Genomic DNA, 18,528 nt, shown 5'->3' with positions numbered 1-18,528 from the left:
ATATTAATGTTTTTATAAGTAGTAATCCTAAAGATTTAATTCAAAAAAAACCACATTAATGCAACTTTCAACTCAAAAAAAAAGACATAATTCTAGCGGTTGTGTCTTTTTAACTTAATAAAAGTACTTGATTATTTATAGAAAAACAGCTAAAAACTTAAATATAAGCATCATCTATTAATAAATGTGGTTACATTCAGTGTGGTTTATTTACTCTGAGATTTTGAGTTTTTGATGCTTAGTTATAGTAGTTGAAAACGATTTAATTGGATCAAGATAAATTTCTGACAGACAGGAATAATAGTAAATAGCATTGAATATTTCTCAGGTATTAGTTTTGTAGAGAGTTTTCACAGCATAACTGGTGGAATTATAAGCACAATAATTGTTTATTTAACATCAGAATATTCACTAATGTAAGATTTATCAGGCATTATTTCTAAGTATTTGCGCTTTCACTGACACAATATTGATTATCGAAATCCAATGATAAACATTAGTTCTGCATCTGAACTTACTTATTCATCTGATTCCTTCAAATATTTTCCCGAAATCGAAACTGAAAACTATATCCTAAAACTTGCTTCAAATAAAGACGAATTAGAACCAATTTTCAGGTTGCGCTTTCAAGCTTTTAATATTGAACTAGGTGTAGGATACTCTATTTCTCACTTGAGTCAGATGGATCAAGACGACTTTGATGCAGTTTTTGATCATTTAATCATTATTTGTAAACAAACCGATCAAATAATTGGAAGCTGTCGACTACAAACTTATAATACAGCATCTGAAAACTTGGGTTTTTACTCAGCTAAGTACTTTGATATTAATGCAATTACCGATTCAGTGCTTCAATTAAGTGTGGAAATTGGACGTGTATGCATAGCAAAGAAATATCGTAGTCTTAAAACATTTGTATTGCTTTGGCAAGGAGTTAATAATTATTTATCTTTTACCAAAAGTAAATATCTTCTTGGTTGTGTATCATTACCAACACAAGATCCTTTAGTAGCTTGCTGTGCTTACAATTATTTTCAACAAAATGCACTTATGCATCCAAATATTTTGGTTTATCCCAATTCACAATCTTTCTTAGAAGTTTCTCAATCACATCCAGATCCATCTAACCTTGAGATTCCTAATATTCTAAAAATATATTTAGCTAGTGGTGCTAAAGTATGTAGTCTTCCAGCTATTAATAAGCAGTTTGGCATTGATTTCTTAGTCATATTTGATAGCGTACAATTTGGGGTTTAGCCGCACTACGCGCAAAAAACCAAAAATCTGATCTATAAGAATCCGCTTTGATTTTTGTTCGCGCAGCGTGGCGTAGTCATATTTACTTGCGTGGGAAGGCAAGAGGCAAGCAATACTTTTCGGTTAAACCCAATAATCTCTCTTTTGGTCTGGAGAAAGGTTACTGGGCTTTGGGGAAAGGGAAATTCAAACCCTTTCCCTTTCTCCTTTCCCCCAAACCCGAAAAGTATTGAATAGGCAAGAGGCAATAGCAAAGAAGGGTTTTTGAGTTGTACGGAGTTTTTTCACGCAATTAAATACGAGTCCTATAGCAGGATAGTCTTAATGTCAACTTACTTGGGTTTCCCCGATATTTTTAATTCTTCTGGGGAGTCACCTCAGCACTAGGCGTAGGTGTAAGTTCAGGTGTGGGGGTTTCTGTGGGAGTAGATGTTGGTGTTGGTGTTGGTTCAGGCGTGGATGTTTCCGTGGGTGTAGGTGTTGGCGATGGGGGAGGAGTGGGATTTTCTGCTGTAACGGTGAGTTCATAGTCTACTGGTTTCGATGCTGTGGAAACCACGACAAACTCGTAAAATCCGTTTTCTGGTAATTTAGTTGATAAACTACGCTTGGTAGAATCTTCTAAAAATTGGATTTTGCCAGAGGGTGAATAGACTGATAACAAAACTTGGGAATTTGCTTGTAGTTTCAATTCCAGAGATTGATTTTTAGCAAGTCCAGCAATAAATACTTTGCCACTACCAGGTTGAAGATTACCACTGACTGTTTTGCCAGTAGCGCCCGGATCAAAGACAAGTTTCTGGAAAGCGCTACCGGAGAGGATCGCACTGAGTTTATCGCTAACAAAACCGTACCAAACTTGTCCAATGGGCTGATCTCGGAAATCTTTACCACGCTGTTCAGGGAATACACTTAAAAATGCAGCGTCTCCCAAATCATACAAAGAACGACTACCAACGTTGATTTTGTTGACTTCTACTTTCCAGCGATCGCGTTCAGCGCTTGTATAAGTTCCCAGTTGTCGGCGGGTATTCGAACTCAGGGGTGCTAGTTTTTCCAGCAATTCTGAGGCTGTTTTATCCCATTCTGCCCGCAAACCCTCATCTTCAGTCCCATCGCTGAGAGTGCGCCCGCGTACACTGGGGTTTCTGTCCCAAAAAACTTGATTCACCAAGTTCACATAGAAGTTAGAGTTAATCCCCAACTGTTGACGGCGATCGTTTAATTTTTCTTTACGCTGCCGTTCTGCTGGTGAATATTGCGCTAAAGGATCGGTTGGTTGGTTACTGGTTGGAGTCGGGCTGGCTGTAGGAGTAGGTTGAACTTCCCCGATATCGTTGCGGCTGCTATTCACTCCCCACCAAATTAATCCAACACTACCAGCTACCGCCGCCGCCACTAAGAAAGTTTTTGTTGGTGTCCACCAAGAGGGAGGGGGGGGAGATGGGGGGGATGAGGGAGATGAGGGGGATGGGGGGGAGATGGCGACGGTGGCGGATGTGGGTTGTGGTGGGGTGGGATATTGAGTTGGGGGAAAGTTAGCTGGGGGCGGGTTGAGGGCTTCGATTACTTGACGAACTGATTGATAGCGATCGCTTGGTCTGGCAGATAGCATTTTATCTAATACCTGTGCCAAAACCGGACTTACGCTTACTTCCCGTCGCCATTGCCAGGTAAGATTATAGGTATCAATTAATTCTTGTGGCTGTTTCCCTGTCAGTAAAACCAACATTGATGCTGCTAAAGCGTATAAGTCGCTGTGGGGAGATACTAACCCAGTTTGCATCTGTTCTGGGGGCGCAAATCCAACCTTACCTAATAGGGTTGGTGATGGGGAAGATGCAACCATGCCGGGTTGGTAATATTCGGAAGCTACGGTTGCTACTACTTGTTTGACACCGCCAAAATCAATTAAAACTGGCAATTTGTCAACAGTCCGAAGCATTAAGTTATCTGGAGAAATATCTCGATGAATTACTCCCAGTGAGTGGATGTATTCCAACACTGGCAAAATTTGCTGCAACAATTGGCGTACTTCTGCTTCTGTAAAGCGCAAACCCTGCTGTAACCGCGCATTTAACAAAGAATTGTAAGTTTCCCCTTCTACATAATCTTGTACCAAAAACAGATATTCTTTGCCGCCTAAGTTTAGCCGCAGCAGTTCTCGGAAGCGGGGAATTTGCGGATGTTGCAGTTTATAGAGAACACTCGCTTCTCTCTCAAACAGTTCTTCTGCTTTTTGAACAACGTAAGCGGTTTGAACTTGGGGGGAAAATTCTTTTAAAACACAAAGTTCGCGGAAACGGTTGACATCTTCGGCTAAATAAGTGCGTCCAAAGCCACCTTGGCCAATTTGACGCACAATTACATAGCGATCGCCTAAAGTTAGTCCCGGTTGGATACTATAACTCATGGGCGCACCCGACAATTTTTCACCACACTGGAGACAAAAGCGACTACCTGGGGAATTTTCATGTCCTTTATAACAATATATTTTGGTCATTTGTCATTGGTCATTTGTCATTGGTCATTTGTTATTCTTCCCTAGTCGCCAGTCTCCTTACTTGCCAGATTGTACTTTACTGACTCGATCGGCAGCGATCGCATACCAAATTTGACCGAAGGTCTTTTGATTCAGTTTCCCACGCTCCTGACCAGGAAACAACCGATCAAATTTTTCATTTGTGTCTTTGTTCAGTTGCTCAAGTGTATAGTTCCCCAATTGGCCGGATCGCGCTTGTCGTCTCCATGTATCGTAATCTTTTTGACTATATTTACCTAATTTTTGACGAGCTTCTGTACTGAGCTTTGCCTGTTCTATTTTATTCAATAAATCGTCAGCGATACCAGACCATTCATCTCGTAAACCAGCGTCTTCAGGTTTAGATGTTAGGCTACGTCCTTTTAATTCTGGTTTTTTTGTATAAAATAAATCATCTACGAAGGGAATAAAAAATCCTTCAGTAATTTCTAGCTGTTGGCGACGACTGATAATTTCCTGGAGATTAGGGTTTTTTCCTTTGTCACTACCTGGTTTACCGCTTGGAAACTGGGGAATTTGCGGTAATGAAATTGATGGGATGGTAATTGAAGATACGCTGCGAATAACTGCATTTACTACCCCCCAAGCACCTGCGCCGGTTAAAACAACTAAAGCTGTTCCCCCTAAACTCATCATAAAAGGACGAATCCAAAGAGGGAAAGATATCGGTTTGGCAATCGCTTGCGTTCTGTTCTGAAATCTACTCACAATAGCGCTGGCGCGTTGTCTTCCCGGAGCAACTACCATCGTTTTAATCTTGGTGGTAATCGAATTGCCAGTTGATTTAGCCGCACTTGATGATGGTAAATCTTTGAGGATTTGCTCGGCTCGTTGATAGCGATCGCTCGGTTTATAAGCCACCATCTTTTTTAACACCGCTTCCAGTTTGGAACTAACTCGGATTTGTTTTCCCCAACCCCAAATTCCCTGGTAGCTGTCGTATAATTTTTGCGGTTCTTGCCCTGTAAGCAACACCAGTGACGTAACCGCTAAAGAGTATAAATCACTACTAAAAAATGCTTTCCCTTGCCGTAACTGCTCTTCTGGAGCGTAGCCTTTTTTACCCAGCAAAGTATTATTTCCCACCAACTTCGTCTGCCAAAAACCTTGAGAAGCTGGCAATTGCTTGACACCACCAAAATCAATCAGCACGGGTAGATTATCAGAACGCCGCCAAATTAAATTATCAGGAGAGATATCACGGTGAACAACATCTTGTGAGTGGATGTAAGCTAATACAGGTAAAATCTGTTGCAGTAGGGTGATTACTTCCTCTTCACTGAAAGTTTTGCCTTCGTTCTCGCGTTGTTCTAATAATTGGTAGTAATTGTCACCATCCACATAATCTTGTACTAAAAAGAAAAAATCTTTAGTACCTATTTTCACTTGTAGCGAGGCGTGAAAACGCGGAATCTGTGGATGCTGGAGTTTTTTCAGAACATTGGCTTCTCGCTCAAATAACTCTTTAGCTTTTTGTAAATCTTGATGTTCTTGTACTTGGGGCGCAAATTCCTTCAGCACACAGGTTCGATGGGATTGACTTATATCCTCCGCCAAATAGGTGCGTCCAAAGCCGCCCTGCCCTAAATGACGGATAATTTGATAGCGATTATCCACAACCTGTCCCACAGCAAGAGGTAATGGTTCACCACAATGGGTACAAAAGCGGTTACCACCATTATTTGTGTGTTGTCTACTGCAATAGAGTTGCATGGTGCTGAAGGATAAATTAATGTTTTATTGGATGACTACAACGCGCATACCCTCATTTTCGGATATCCTACCAAATATTAGGAGATGGGTGTTCCTAGATTAAATCGATGTTGGTAAGAATTACTAGAGTTTCGCGGGTATCAGATAACGGCTAAAATGCTCACAGCAATTAACAGTGTTGGTTCTATTTCAGGATAAATAACAAGCGTCATGAACTGCAAACCACGACAGCAGCGAGTAATTAAAGCATTTGAAGATTTTTTGTCTACTCCCCTAGAAACAGTATTGCAACGGCATCTCAACACTCAAACTTCGGCAGCTTTAACTTTATTTCATGATGTGGCGGCTAATGTACCTGCCTACAAAGCTTTTTTAGCTGAAAGGGAAATTAATCCCGCGACTATTCAAACCTTGGAGGAGTTTCAAAAACTCCCAGCGATCGCTAAACAAAATTATATACTGCGTTATCCCTTAGCTGACTTGTGCCACAACGGACAACTAGAAGCGTGTGATACGATCGCCGCTTCATCAGGTTCTAGTGGTAAACCGACATTTTGGCCTCGTTTTTTCACAGATGAACTCCAAATCGCCACACGTTTTGAACAGATTTTTCACGATAGTTTTCATTCAGATACCAGACGTACCCTAGCAGTGATTTGTTTCACTTTAGGCACTTGGGTAGGTGGGATGTTTACCACTAATTGCTGTCGTTATCTTGCTAGCAAAGGTTATCTCATCAGCGTAATTACTCCTGGTAACAACAAAGAAGAAATCTTGCGAGTTGTCCAAGAACTAGGTTCAGCATTTGAACAAGTGGTGCTGTTGGGATACCCGCCATTTTTAAAAGATGTAATTGATACTGGTATTGCCCGTGGTGTGGAGTGGCAGCAATATCAGATTAAATTAGTGATGGCGGGAGAAGTATTTAGTGAAGAATGGCGGAGTTTAGTTGGTGAAAGAGTTGGTTCACAAAATCCTTGCTATGATTTTGCATCACTTTACGGCACTGCGGATGCAGGAGTTTTAGGTAATGAAACACCGTTAAGTATCTGCATTCGCCGTTTTTTAGCAATAAATCCCGATGCAGCTAGAGCATTATTTGGGGAATCGCGTTTACCCACACTTGTACAATATGATCCTTGCAATCGCTTTTTTGAAGTTCAAGATGGCGGATTGCTGTTTTCGGGAGATAATGGTATTCCCTTAGTGCGTTATGACATTTTAGATACTGGCGGAATAATTAGTTATGATGCGATGCTGCAATTTTTAGCTGAATGGGGATTCAATCCGCTTGAAAATCTGCGTTCTGACAGTCAAGAATTACCTAGAGGTATTCATCAGCTACCTTTCGTTTATGTATTCGGGCGTTCTAACTTTACAGTTTCCTACTTTGGCGCAAATATCTATCCCGAAAATGTGACGGTGGGATTAGAGCAACCAGGAATTCAAGAATGGGTGACTGGTAAATTCGTGTTGCAGGTGAAGGAAGATGCAGACAAGAATCGATTTTTATCTGTGGTTGTGGAGTTAGGAGCAGGGGTAGAGGGTAGTGAAGATAGAAAGCAAGCGATCGCATCTTCTATTCTTTCACAACTGCTACGGTTAAATGGCGAGTTTGCTAATTATGTTCCGGTAGAGTATCAAACACCACTGGTTACATTAGCGCCAATGGGTGATTTTGAATATTTCCCTATTGGGGTGAAACATCGTTATACGCGTCAATAGATGAATCAAATACAAGAAGACGCGATTCATCGCGTCTCTACAAGGGTGCGATCGCAAAAACGATGCCTGCGGCGGACTACGCCTACACATTCGCATTCTGTTTACAATATCTGTTTTATTAGGGGCGACGCATTCCCTGGATTGCGGAAAGATCGGACGCGATAGATTTACGAGATGCTTACGAGATGCGATGAATCGGGTCTTTACAAGGGATTGCTGCTTCTACATTTAGCTTATGTTTTGGCTGAAGAAAGTATTTTTCTTTCCTACTCTCAATCTTTCACTTTCTCTTGTTGATGCCAAGCTTGATAAAAAGCGGGGTAGGACATACTTTGGGCGCACTTCCAGATAACTTCGTAGCATTTATCAAATTGGTCAAAGTCATTTTTGTAAGTTTCAGGTGATAAGTAATCCTTCAACACGGTGACAACACTCGGCATCTGTTCCTCTGACAGAATTTTTTCTAAGCTAAATGCCGCTTGCCATAGGGTATCATCATCCAGTTGTGGTTTACAGATTAACTCCACCAAAGCAGCGATCGCTTTTTGGTTGCCTGGGTCAATTTTCTCTAAACTAAATACTGCTTGCCTTCGGGTAGAATCATCCAGTTGTGGTTTGCCAATTAACTCCACCAAAGCATCAATCGCTTTTTGATTGCCAGAGTCCATTTGCCCTAAGCTTTCTGCCGCTTGCAATTGGATATCATCCAGTTGTGGTTTGCTAATTAACTCCACTAAAGCATCAATCGCTTTTTGGTTGCCAGAGTCCATTTGCCCTAAGCTTTCTGCCGTTTGCAATCGGATATAATCATCCAGTTGTGGTTTGCCGATTAACTCCACCAAAGCATCAATCGCTTTTTGGTTGCCAGAGCCAATTTGCCCTAAGCTATATGCCGCTTGCCATCGGGTATAATCATCCAGTTGTGGTTTACCGATTAACTCCACCAAAGCATCAATCGCTTTTTGGTTGCCAGAGCCAATTTGCCCTAAGCTTTCTGCCGCTTGCAATCGGGTATCATCATCCAGTTGTGGTTTACCGATTAACTCCACCAAAGCATCAATCGCTTTTTGGTTGCCTGGGTCAATTTCCCCTAAGCTTTCTGCCGCTTGCCTTCGGGTAGAATTATCCAGTTGTGGTTTGCCAATTAACTCCACCAAAGCATCAATCGCTTTTTGGTTGCCAGAGTCAATTTGCCCTAAGCTTTCTGCCGTTTGCAATCGGATAGAATTATTCAGTTGTGGTTTGCCAATTAACTCCACCAAAGCATCAATCGCTTTTTGGTTGCCAGAGCCAATTTCTCTTAAGCTAGATGCCGCTAGGGTTCGGTTAAAATTATCCAGTTGTGGTTTGCCGATTAACTCCACTAAAGCATCAATCGCTTTTTGGTTGCCAGAGCCAATTTGCTTTAAGCTTTCTGCCACTTTTATTTGGCTAAAATAATTCAGTTGTGATTTGCCAATTAACACCACCAAAGCATCAATCGCTTTTTGGTTGCCAGGGTCAATTTCCACTAAGCTTTTTGCCGATTGCCATCGGGTAGAATCATCCAATTGTGGTTTGCCGATTAACTCGATTAAGGCAGCGATCGCTTTTTGGTTCCCAGGGTCAATCTGCTCTAAGCTTTCTGCTGCTTGCAATCGGGTAGAATCATCCAGTTGTGGTTTACGGATTAACTCCACCAAGGCAGCGATCGCTTTTTGGTTGCCAGAGCCAATTTGCCCTAAGCTTTCTACCGCTTGCCTTCGGGTAGAATCATCCAGTTGTGGATTGCCGATTAACTCCACCAAAGCATCAATCGCTTTTTGGTTGCCAGAGCCAATTTTCCCTAAGCTATATGCCACTTGCCATTGGGTACTATGATCCAGTTGTGGTTGGCTGATTAACTCCACCAAGGCAGCGATCGCTTTTATGCGATTTGTCTGAGGCAATGCTGTCTTTGCTCCCTCTGCGATTGGTTCGAGAAATCTCGCCCACTTGTTTTGTTCAACCTTAAACTCACCAAACCCCCATTTAACAATTTCCGCCACAATAGCATCTGCATTGACAGAATTTTTCCACTCATCAACCCCCGCAGCAGCGAGAAAATAAGCGCGAAACTCGTAAAATCCCCTTCTGACTCTATCAATAGCTCTGTATTCTCCGCACCCATCATCAAATTTCACCAACGCCTGAATAAACTCTTCCTTGTCTTCCCTCTCCACATCCTCACGTCCCAACCACAGCAAAATCACCTCTTTCCACTGCGGTGCAAAAATGCGATAAACGCCTAGCGCTGGGTTGTTGGGAACATGATTCAGGAACTCGTGCCAATTCTCAACCGCCAAAGCTGCAAAATATTCCTCAAATGTGGGATGGTAGAAAGCGTAAACCTTCTCTTTCGTTGCTAATTCCGCAGCCAGTCCAACTTCATTTAGCCATCCCAACTTTAACGCTAACCAAAATAAAGAATTTTGCTGTTTTGCATCACCTAATTCCTCACGCACAAACTTATGTCGTAGCCGAAACCGTGACGTTTCTTGATCAATTGCCCGTTTTGCCAAACGTCCCAACGCTGCGTTTAATTCTTGTTGCTGCTGTTCGGTGGTAGGGAAGCGGTTTTCTTTCCACTTGTAAACCTCTTCCACAAACTGCTGATAAAGTCCGGCTTTAGTTTCCGGTAAACCTTTATCTGAACCTTGCCAAGTGCTACACAACAGCGCTAACCGCAAAGGATTTTTCACTAAATCTTGGATGCGCTGACGTTCAGCTTTATCTAATTCCTGCCATAATCTTTCCCCTTTGTCTGCATCCTTGTTGTGAAACCAACGCCGAATAAATTTTTTCACGTCTTGCGGATATTCAAAATTGAGTAACCGATACGTCTCAAAATTTTCTAAAGCGTTGGCGTTTGCTTCCCAAACATTCACTCGACAAGTCAGCACAACCCGCGCATTTTTCACCCATCCCGTCAACTGCTGGGAAATCTCAGTTAATGGTTGGGGTGAAGACATTTCATCTGCTGCATCCAACAACAACCACACACGATTATTCTTGAATAAATCTGCGAAAGCGTTTTCCTGTTCTTCTTTTACACGCACCACTTCTAAAGCATTCTTCAGCCAATCTTGTAGCAGATAATTTTCTACACTCTTTCCTTGCAAGTCTGCCAAAGAAATCCAAATTGGTAAACCCAGATTCTTGTCTAATATCCAAAAAGCTATAGTTTGCAACTGAGTAGTTTTTCCCGCACCGGGTTCCCCAATTAAACCGATGCGGTGTCCTTGAGTTTTACCAACACCATCACCGATAATTTGCTCTAAAAAAGCCTTATGTTCAAATCGCTGCTTCTCTTCATAACTCGGTTCGTAAAGTTGCGAACCTTGTTCTGGGGAAATATCCTCGCTCCACTTCTTCGGTTTGTTACGCTCCACTAATGCTAAAGGGACATGAATTGCCTCTAGCTCAAATTTCATCTCATCATCAGCAAACAGCAACTCATTTGTGGTGAGACGCTTGTGCTTTTCCAGCATAGCGCCGCAGATTTCTTGCCAATCGAAGTATTATCTGTTGTTTGTACCTGGGATGTTTCTTTTAAATTCGTCTTTGGGTGTTCCTTCCAATTCTGCTTAACCACCTCCAGATTCTCTTTTATTGTCGCTGTCTGATGTTTTAGCGTCAGGGTAAATTTCCAATAACCTTGACTTTTTGTAGATTTTTGATCTTCTCGCACTCCCAACTCTTTCAACCAGTCGAGTGCAGTTTGAAGCTCGTCTAATTCTCTTTCTTTCTGAGAAACGTTAGGTTCCGCTTTTTGCTGGGGAAGTTTTAAAGTTTTGCCAGCATCTTTAATCAGTTTGAGTAAATATTCCTTTTTTGTACCAACTTCAGTTGTTTTGCTTCTGTTTCCTCTTGTCTGTTCGCTTTTATATCCGGTAATTCGCAGCTTATCAGCATTCCAGACAACGCAAAGTGGAAGTTTTGATTCACAGTCTTGCTCTACCGACAGTTGCAGCAATGCTTCTACGAGACTGAGTACATTCTCTAAAGCTGATTCATCTCCACGAATATTTCTTGACATCAGCCAAATAATTTTTAATTACCCAAACAAGCTTCCCCAAGCCGCAAAACCTGACGATACAAGCATTATAGACGTTGCGTGGGGGATGTGTCTGGGGAAACACCCAAAAAAATAATTGACCTTGTAAACCCAAAAACAAGGTGAATTCAGATGTCAGCTAAAAAACGTGGTCAAAGTGCAAATCAAAGAGCGATGTCTACGAGGGCCACTGAGCGCAGCCGAAGTGCGGGCTACGCCTATGCTTTCTTGTTAATTCTGCAAACAATGTTAATTGGCGTAAATGCCGAAAACCGCATTCAGCAAGGAGACTCACCAATCGAGGTTTTAATCTGGATGATTAACCAGTGTATTCCAGTCCTGAAACAAGCCAGCAGTTTGCAAGAAAAACAGAAAAAGAGCCTGTTACCCAAACATCGCCGTTCTGAGGATCAATAATATCACAAGCCCCTCTTTGCTCGGTCGAATTACCCCCCTTAATCCCCCCTTGGAAAGGGGGGAAACAAGAAATCCAGTTCCCTCCCCTTGGAAAGGGGGGTTAGGGTGGGGTAAAACCTTGGTTAATCAGCTATTTCAGACTTCTATGTACACCGTAGCCTTATTCTTGGGGTGGGCTTCTTCAGGTTTAAAAAGTAATCAAGCAGACAAGTCCATTCGTCCACAACACGAGCTTATTCGTTCAGAACACGAGCCTATTTGTTCAGAACACGAGCCTATTCGTTCAGAACACGAGCCTATTCGTTCAGAACACGAGCCTATTCGTTCAGAACACGAGCCTATTCGTTCAGAACACGAGCTTATTTGTTCAGAACACGAGCTTATTCGTTCAAAACACAAGCCTATTGTCGTGTAATTACTGAACTACCAATCCAATCTTGTTACAAAAAACACCTTATTTTGCAAGTTTTACTGAACCACTATACTGTTCCATTGAGACACTCTAGAAAGATAAAGTTTAGTAAAAAGTCTGCATTAATGCCACGCCAAAAAAGAAGCTCTACCGTGCTAGAAAAACCGAGCAGAGAGTAATCGGATTTAAATCGATTAATTCCAGCCTCGACTTTGGTGATTCGATCAGTTTAAACCATTTAACCGAGTTAACTGGGCAACTCCGCAACCAGATTGACGAGTATAATATGATGCTAACTGCCATTGACTCAGCAAAGGAAAAAATAGAAACCCTTGAAAAGACCATTCGGGAAACCTCAGAGCGCTTAGTCAGTGGTGTAGTGTTGAAGTATGGCAAAGACAGCCGGGAATATGAAATGACAGGCGGAGTACGCAAAAACGATGCCTGCGGCGGGCTACGCCTACGCATTCGTAAAGCCACTATCACCCGGTTAAAATCCACCGCAGACTCAAAAGCAGCTTCTACACAGACTGCGTAACAAGCAACAAGTAGGCATCATTCAGGGTGAATGATGCCCATTGTTTTGCAGACGATTCAGTGTTGAATCAGCTTTAAACCACAAGAAACATCAAGATTCCTAACACTCCCAAGTTGAAGTGTCACTAGTGAGAATACTATTAAAAGTAGGCATTCCATTAGTAGAAACTACCCTTAAAAAATAGTGTGAGGTTGGAGTAATGGATAAGCAGCATCGGTACTTGCAAATCGCCCTTGTTGTTGTTGGAATTGCTTTTCTTCTGATTTATCCGTTGATGAATATCTGGCCATCGGGCTGGTCATGGCAACCAGGTCAACACGAATACGAACAGATGATCGTTGGCATTTATGGGACGCTTGGTGTATTTTTACTACGGGCTTCTCGAGAACCAGAAGCGCATCTCAGTTTAATCTGGTTCACCGTCTGGTCAAGTTTTGTTCACGCACTGATCATGGCGGTACAAGCAGTGATTGACCCTGTGGAACATGGTCACTTCTTTGGCGACATTCCAGCATTGATCTTGGTGGCAATTGTCCTTGGTTTCCTAGCGTCACGCGAAGTAGTTTCAGTGCATGAATGAACGCGGCATAACAAATCTAGTACTTACGCAAATGATCTCTCAAACTCTGATTTCTCTGTGCTCTCTGTGCCTCTGTGGTTTGCTATTCCGTAACTTGTGCGTAAGTCCTAAAATCATTTGAATTTTCCCCATTTCTGATGTATAAGGGGTTTTATTCCTCAATCAACTCAAAATTTACCCGTTCGTAAATATCACGCAAGGTAATTTGAAAATCGATAGAATCTAAGACTAAAACTGCATCTTCACCTTCATATTCCTTAAAAATCCATTGACCTTCTGCTTGCTTTGCAAATTGTTCCACAGCAAAACTATACTGGTCAATCATAATATATTCTTGAAAACCAGGAATTGAACGATAATATTTAAACTTATCTGTTTTGTCATAATTTTTAGTTGAATTTGATAAGACTTCAACAATTAATAAGGGATTCGTAATAATTGTTGTACCTGTTCCCTCATAAATAGGCTTACCTTTGATGACTATAATATCAGGATAAGTATAAAGGCGATAACGGGGTATTGATAATTTCACATCGCCTATGTAAATCTCATAATCTTGTCCTTGTACTGTCAAGGGAAACTTGCGACAAAAATTAAGTGCAATTTTGTTGTGGTTAGTTGTTCCCCCTGTCATAGGAATAATTTCTCCATCTCTGTATTCATTTTTATATTCAGCTTTCTCTTCTAATTCCAAATATTCTTCTGGGGTGTAGTAGCGCTTTTCTGTTTGTAAAATCATATAAATTAACTCATAAAATGAGGGAATGGATATGTTATCAATAGCGTAACGTACCCTAAAGATAGGGAAAATAAATATTTTTGTTATAAAAATACGGTTGCAGACAATGTAACAATAGCGATCGCAAGCCAATACTTTTAGCCATACCCACTAGTGAACGCCCCTACCAACATCTCTGCACAAACTCAGAATCGCAAAGCCGATCACATTCGGATCTGTTTAGAGGAAGATGTTCAGTCTCATCAAATCACGAATGGACTGGAACGTTATCGTTTCACCCATTCTTGCTTACCCGAACTGAACCATGACGATATTGATATCAGTACAGCTTTCCTGGGGAAACACCTTGGCGCACCCTTGTTAATTTCTTCCATGACTGGTGGAACAGAACAAGCCGCAATTCTTAATCAACGTTTGGCCCAAGTCGCGCAACATTACAAAATTGCAATGGGTGTTGGTTCCCAGCGAGTAGCGGTAGAAAAACCCCAGGTGGCTGATACTTTTGCTGTCCGCAAATATGCGCCCGATGTTCTGCTATTTGCGAATCTGGGAGCTGTGCAACTTAACTATAAATACGGCTTAGATGAATGTCTGCGGGTAGTTGATATCCTAGAGGCTGATGCCCTGATTTTACATATTAACCCTCTACAAGAGTGCATTCAACCCAAAGGTGATACTAATTTCCGGGGTTTGATTGACAAGATTTCTACATTATGTTTTAAATTGCCAGTGCCAGTGATTGCAAAGGAAGTTGGTAACGGCATTTCAGCAGCGATCGCTAACAAACTCATTGCCGCCGGAGTAGCAGCAATTGATGTCGCTGGTGCAGGGGGTACTTCTTGGGCAAAGGTAGAAAGTGAACGGGCAGAAAATCCCTTACAACGTCGATTAGGGAAGACTTTTGCCGATTGGGGTTTACCGACGGCAGAGTGCATTACAACTATTAGAGCGATCGCTCCTGATGTGCCCTTAATTGCTTCAGGAGGTTTGCGTCATGGACTGGATGTTGCAGCCGCTATCGCCTTGGGAGCAGATATAGCTGGTTTAGCAATGCCTTTTTTGCAAGCAGCAGCAATATCAGAAACAGCAGTTGCGGAACTTGCTGAAGTATTAATCGCCGAAATCACCACAGTCTTATTCTGCACTGGCAACGCTACCTTGTATCAGTTAAAGCACTCTGGCAGTTTACAGCGCATAGAATAAATTAAGTAGGTCATTCATTAGCCATTTGTCCTTTATCAATGCCCCATGCCCAATTCCCAATTCCCAATAACTAATGCGTAATTTTATCAAACAAACTTTTGCTAGTTTAGTTGGCACATTATTAGGACTAATTATTTTTGGTGGTCTAGGAACCACTGGATTATTGTTGCTAATATTCGCTGCTAGCTCGTCTAAAGATACAGGGCCAAATGTCAAAGATAAGTCAGTGTTGGTTTTTGACTTGTCAATGAAAATTACTGATAGCGAACCTAGTTCTGACGAACTGTTTCAAAACACAATATCAGGTGTGGATGACGAAAGAATGGCACTCCGCAAAGTTGTAGAAACTTTGGAAAAAGCACGACGCGATCCGCGAATTGTTGGGATCTACCTCGATTCAACTAGCGCTAGTCAAGCTGGTAACGTCGGCTATGCCTCCCTTAAAGAAATTCGAAAAGCGCTGGAGGAGTTTCGCGCTTCTGGGAAAAAGATTGTGGCTTATGGCAGTGATTGGAGTGAAAAGGAATATTACCTTAGTTCAGTGGCAGATTCCATTGTACTTAATCCTTTGGGAATGATGGAAGTCAACGGTTTGAGTTCACAACCGATGTTCTTAGCGGGTGCATTACAGAAGTACGGCATTGGTGTGCAAGTCGTGCGGGTGGGTAAATTCAAAGGTGCTGTAGAACCGTTTATTCTCAAAAAATTGAGTCCAGAAAACCGCGAGCAAACTCAGAAATTGTTAGATGATGTTTGGGGAGAGTGGCGCACTACTGTAGGTGCAAGTCGGAAAATTGAACCTAACCAGTTGCAAGCGATCGCAGATAGTCAGGCGGTACTAGAAGCCACACAAGCCAAGACTAGCGGTTTAGTCGATCGAGTAGCATACCCTGATGAAGTGGTAAGTGACCTCAAAAAGTTGACAAATAGCGATAAAGACGACAAAACATTCCGACAAATTAACCTAAATAACTACGCAGAAGTTTCTGGCAAATCTTTGGGTGTAGAACGTAGCTCAAAAAATCAAATTGCCGTTGTTTATGCTGAGGGTGAGATTGTCGATGGTAAAGGTGATGGTGGACAAGTAGGAGGCGATCGCTTTGCCAAAATCTTTAACAAACTCCGACAAGATAAGGATGTGAAGGCTGTTGTATTGCGGATTAATAGTCCTGGTGGTAGCGCTACCGCAGCCGAAGTGATGCAGCGAGAAGTGAAATTAACCCGTGAGGTAAAACCGGTTGTAGTGTCAATGGGTGATGTAGCCGCCTCTGGGGGTTATTGGATTGCTAGCGATTCTAATCGCATTTTTGCTGAACCAAATACCATTACAGGTTCAATAGGTGTATTTGGGTTGCTGTTCAATGGTGAAAAGCTAGCGAGTGATAACGGCATCACCTGGGATTCGGTGAAAACTGGAACCTATGCTGATAGTCAAACAGTTTCGCGTCCAAAATCGCCTCAAGAGTTGGCACTTTATCAACGTAGTGTTAACCGTATTTATAATATGTTTCTGAATAAAGTTTCTCAAGGTCGGAAACTCCCAGAACAAAAAGTTGCAGAAATTGCCCAAGGAAGGGTTTGGTCTGGTGTGGCGGCGAAGGAAATTGGTTTAGTGGATGAAATTGGTGGTTTGAATAGTGCGATCGCTTATGCTGTCAAAGAGGCGAAACTAGGAGAAGATTGGGAAGTCCAAGAATATCCTCGTACTAGCAGCTTCGGAGAACGCTTTTTTGGGCGTGCAACTGAAGAGGCACGGACTGCTTTAGGAATTGAAGCGGCGCAACTCAAACCATCCAATCCCTTGACTACTGAATTTCAGAAACTGCAACAGGAAGTAAAGATTCTGCAAAAAATGAACGATCCACAGGGAGTTTATGCCCGTTTGCCTTTCAACTTGAAGATTGAGTAACTTTCTGTAGGGGCAATACCCCACCCATTGGTGTCAACTTAAGCAAAAAGTAACCAAAAGATGTAATTTCTCCCAAGCTGTTCTCCGTGGTGATGCCAGTGAGGCTGTTCCTTATCTTGTGGAACATCAAAAGCTCTTTGGATTAGTCAAATCCAGGCGTAAGCGCCATCGAGAGATTGACGCTTACACCCAACAAATTTGGGCTTTATCTTATTAAGTTGACACCAATGGGGACTGGGGGTTAGTTCTGTATTGCACTCAACTGAGAAGCACTATATAACCCATAAAAGGGTACAGCAGGACAGCAACTTGCATATATGAAAACTTATACTTGTTTCTGCCAAAAAGATTAATTATACGATATCATTTCTAGATGGTTTGCAAATTCCGCCCAAAGCATTTGGGTTAATTCCCAAAATGGGCGGTATTTCTTGTCAATTTTATGCTTGCAACCGCGCTCATCACAAGTTTGTGCAATCAAAAAATCCCGTAAAATATATATCTGCTGGCAGTAGCAAAAACTTGATCCCGGAGAAAACCGCGAACGAGGTGATTTTTGCAGTCGTTCTGTAGTATTTTTGGTGCAAGTCTGTCTTAGGGATCACACGATGAAACAGCTCCTCAAACAAATATTTAGTAGTCAAAAACACCTCATCCGACTGGTTTTAACATTGGTGACGGTTATTTTAACAACCTCGCTGTTTGCCGCACCTGCTTTGGCCACAGGTGTGTATCAATTACCCAGCCTCACAGCAGGCAATGACACCTGGGTTTTGGATCAAGGTGAAGTCATCAGCCGTCTGAATGAAGGTAAAATTAGCAGCGCTTTCGAGGATTTGGCAAAGCAAACAAATAAGGAAGTCAGAATTGTAACTGTTCGCCGCCTTGACTACGGCGAAACACCAGAAAGCTTTACCAAAGAGTTGTTTGAAAAATGGTTTCCGACAAAAGAAGCTCAAGCTAATCAAACTTTATTGGTTATTGACACAGTTACCAATGGTACTTCCATTATTACTGGGGATGAAGTTAAACCTTTACTCACTGACGCTATTGCCGAGAGTGTAGCTACCGAAACAGTAAGTGTGCCGTTACGCAATGGTAACAAATACAATCAGGCATTTCTAGATGCTAGCGATCGCCTTGTTGCCGTCCTCTCTGGTAAAGCCGATCCAGGGCCACCCCAAATTACTGACAATGTGCAGGTAGAAGGCACCTACAAGAAAGCAGAAGAAACCAACCAAGGTAACGCTACCGCTTGGGTAGTAGGGTTGTTAATTGCCGCCACCGTGATCCCAATGGCGACTTACTACATTTATCAGATAAATCAGCCGTCATCTGATGGGTAATTGGATAATCAGGAATCATTCAATTTTAGATTTTAGATTTTAGATTTTTCCTTCAATTCAAAATCTAAAATT

15 protein-coding genes and 1 pseudogene are annotated in these 18,528 nt (G+C 42.0%); 11 read left to right on the top strand and 5 right to left on the bottom strand.

What is annotated here, in order from left to right:
• Positions 1–486: 486 nt before the first annotated feature.
• Positions 487–1,257, top strand: coding sequence for a GNAT family N-acetyltransferase (locus NPUN_RS06380; protein ID WP_012407996.1), 771 nt, complete (start codon positions 487–489; stop codon positions 1,255–1,257).
• A 355-nt stretch (positions 1,258–1,612) separates the two neighbouring features.
• Here NPUN_RS06380 and NPUN_RS06375 read toward each other — a convergent pair whose 3' ends face one another.
• Together NPUN_RS06375 and NPUN_RS06370 are read right to left on the bottom strand one after the other, a co-directional pair.
• Positions 1,613–3,760, bottom strand: coding sequence for a serine/threonine-protein kinase (locus NPUN_RS06375; protein ID WP_012407995.1), 2,148 nt, complete (start codon positions 3,758–3,760; stop codon positions 1,613–1,615).
• A 57-nt stretch (positions 3,761–3,817) separates the two neighbouring features.
• Positions 3,818–5,512, bottom strand: coding sequence for a serine/threonine-protein kinase (locus NPUN_RS06370; RefSeq protein WP_012407994.1), 1,695 nt, complete (start codon positions 5,510–5,512; stop codon positions 3,818–3,820).
• A 210-nt stretch (positions 5,513–5,722) separates the two neighbouring features.
• On the opposite strand from NPUN_RS06370, the gene NPUN_RS06365 reads away from it, so the two are divergent.
• Together NPUN_RS06365 and NPUN_RS41605 are read left to right on the top strand one after the other, a co-directional pair.
• Positions 5,723–7,237: a phenylacetate--CoA ligase family protein gene (locus NPUN_RS06365; protein WP_012407993.1), complete on the top strand. Its 1,515-nt coding sequence runs from the start codon at positions 5,723–5,725 to the stop codon at positions 7,235–7,237.
• Positions 7,238–7,402 carry a hypothetical protein gene (locus NPUN_RS41605; RefSeq protein WP_167315583.1) on the top strand — a complete coding sequence of 55 codons (165 nt, stop codon included), beginning with the start codon at positions 7,238–7,240 and terminating at the stop codon, positions 7,400–7,402. It begins immediately after the preceding gene.
• A 107-nt stretch (positions 7,403–7,509) separates the two neighbouring features.
• Here the strand turns inward: NPUN_RS41605 and NPUN_RS06360 are convergent, their stop codons facing one another.
• Positions 7,510–10,746 carry a HEAT repeat domain-containing protein gene (locus NPUN_RS06360; protein WP_234711055.1) on the bottom strand — a complete coding sequence of 1,079 codons (3,237 nt, stop codon included), beginning with the start codon at positions 10,744–10,746 and terminating at the stop codon, positions 7,510–7,512.
• Positions 10,686–11,294, bottom strand: coding sequence for a hypothetical protein (locus tag NPUN_RS06355; protein ID WP_041565226.1), 609 nt, complete (start codon positions 11,292–11,294; stop codon positions 10,686–10,688). The genes NPUN_RS06360 and NPUN_RS06355 overlap by 61 nt, the downstream gene beginning before the upstream one ends.
• A gap of 150 nt (positions 11,295–11,444) precedes the next feature.
• Here NPUN_RS06355 and NPUN_RS06350 point away from each other — a divergent pair, with 150 nt between their 5' ends.
• The 4 genes from NPUN_RS06350 to NPUN_RS06335 all read left to right on the top strand — a co-directional run bounded on the left by NPUN_RS06350 (position 11,445) and on the right by NPUN_RS06335 (position 13,259).
• A complete protein-coding gene (locus NPUN_RS06350) occupies positions 11,445–11,729 on the top strand; it encodes a hypothetical protein (protein ID WP_012407992.1) in 285 nt (94 codons plus the stop codon).
• A 118-nt stretch (positions 11,730–11,847) separates the two neighbouring features.
• On the top strand, positions 11,848–12,144 hold the full coding sequence (locus tag NPUN_RS41600) for a hypothetical protein (RefSeq protein WP_167315582.1): 297 nt from the start codon (positions 11,848–11,850) through the stop codon (positions 12,142–12,144).
• Between the two features lie 283 nt (positions 12,145–12,427).
• The gene (locus NPUN_RS43000; protein WP_012407990.1) at positions 12,428–12,679 is read left to right on the top strand and encodes a hypothetical protein; all 252 of its coding nucleotides are present in this window, start codon (positions 12,428–12,430) and stop codon (positions 12,677–12,679) included.
• 199 nt (positions 12,680–12,878) lie between these two features.
• Positions 12,879–13,259, top strand: coding sequence for a DUF6632 domain-containing protein (locus NPUN_RS06335; protein WP_012407989.1), 381 nt, complete (start codon positions 12,879–12,881; stop codon positions 13,257–13,259).
• A gap of 151 nt (positions 13,260–13,410) precedes the next feature.
• Here the strand turns inward: NPUN_RS06335 and NPUN_RS06330 are convergent, their stop codons facing one another.
• Positions 13,411–13,998 carry a Uma2 family endonuclease gene (locus tag NPUN_RS06330; protein ID WP_012407988.1) on the bottom strand — a complete coding sequence of 196 codons (588 nt, stop codon included), beginning with the start codon at positions 13,996–13,998 and terminating at the stop codon, positions 13,411–13,413.
• A 153-nt stretch (positions 13,999–14,151) separates the two neighbouring features.
• Here NPUN_RS06330 and fni point away from each other — a divergent pair, with 153 nt between their 5' ends.
• The 4 genes and pseudogenes from fni to psb32 all read left to right on the top strand — a co-directional run bounded on the left by fni (position 14,152) and on the right by psb32 (position 18,456).
• On the top strand, positions 14,152–15,201 hold the full coding sequence (gene fni, locus NPUN_RS06325) for a type 2 isopentenyl-diphosphate Delta-isomerase (protein ID WP_012407987.1): 1,050 nt from the start codon (positions 14,152–14,154) through the stop codon (positions 15,199–15,201).
• Positions 15,202–15,274: 73 nt separating this feature from the next.
• Positions 15,275–17,110, top strand: coding sequence for a signal peptide peptidase SppA (gene sppA / locus NPUN_RS06320; RefSeq protein ID WP_012407986.1), 1,836 nt, complete (start codon positions 15,275–15,277; stop codon positions 17,108–17,110).
• Between the two features lie 64 nt (positions 17,111–17,174).
• Positions 17,175–17,327: pseudogene (locus NPUN_RS42480) on the top strand (IS4 family transposase); the annotation flags it as partial.
• 391 nt (positions 17,328–17,718) lie between these two features.
• Positions 17,719–18,456, top strand: coding sequence for a photosystem II repair protein Psb32 (psb32, locus tag NPUN_RS06310; RefSeq protein ID WP_012407985.1), 738 nt, complete (start codon positions 17,719–17,721; stop codon positions 18,454–18,456).
• The last annotated feature ends 72 nt before the right edge of the window (positions 18,457–18,528 follow it).

It is taken from the genome of Nostoc punctiforme PCC 73102 (assembly GCF_000020025.1).
Classification (GTDB): domain Bacteria; phylum Cyanobacteriota; class Cyanobacteriia; order Cyanobacteriales; family Nostocaceae; genus Nostoc; species Nostoc punctiforme.
The sequence above is the reverse complement of the archived record's forward strand: the minus strand, read 5'-3'. Positions and strand labels throughout refer to the sequence as shown.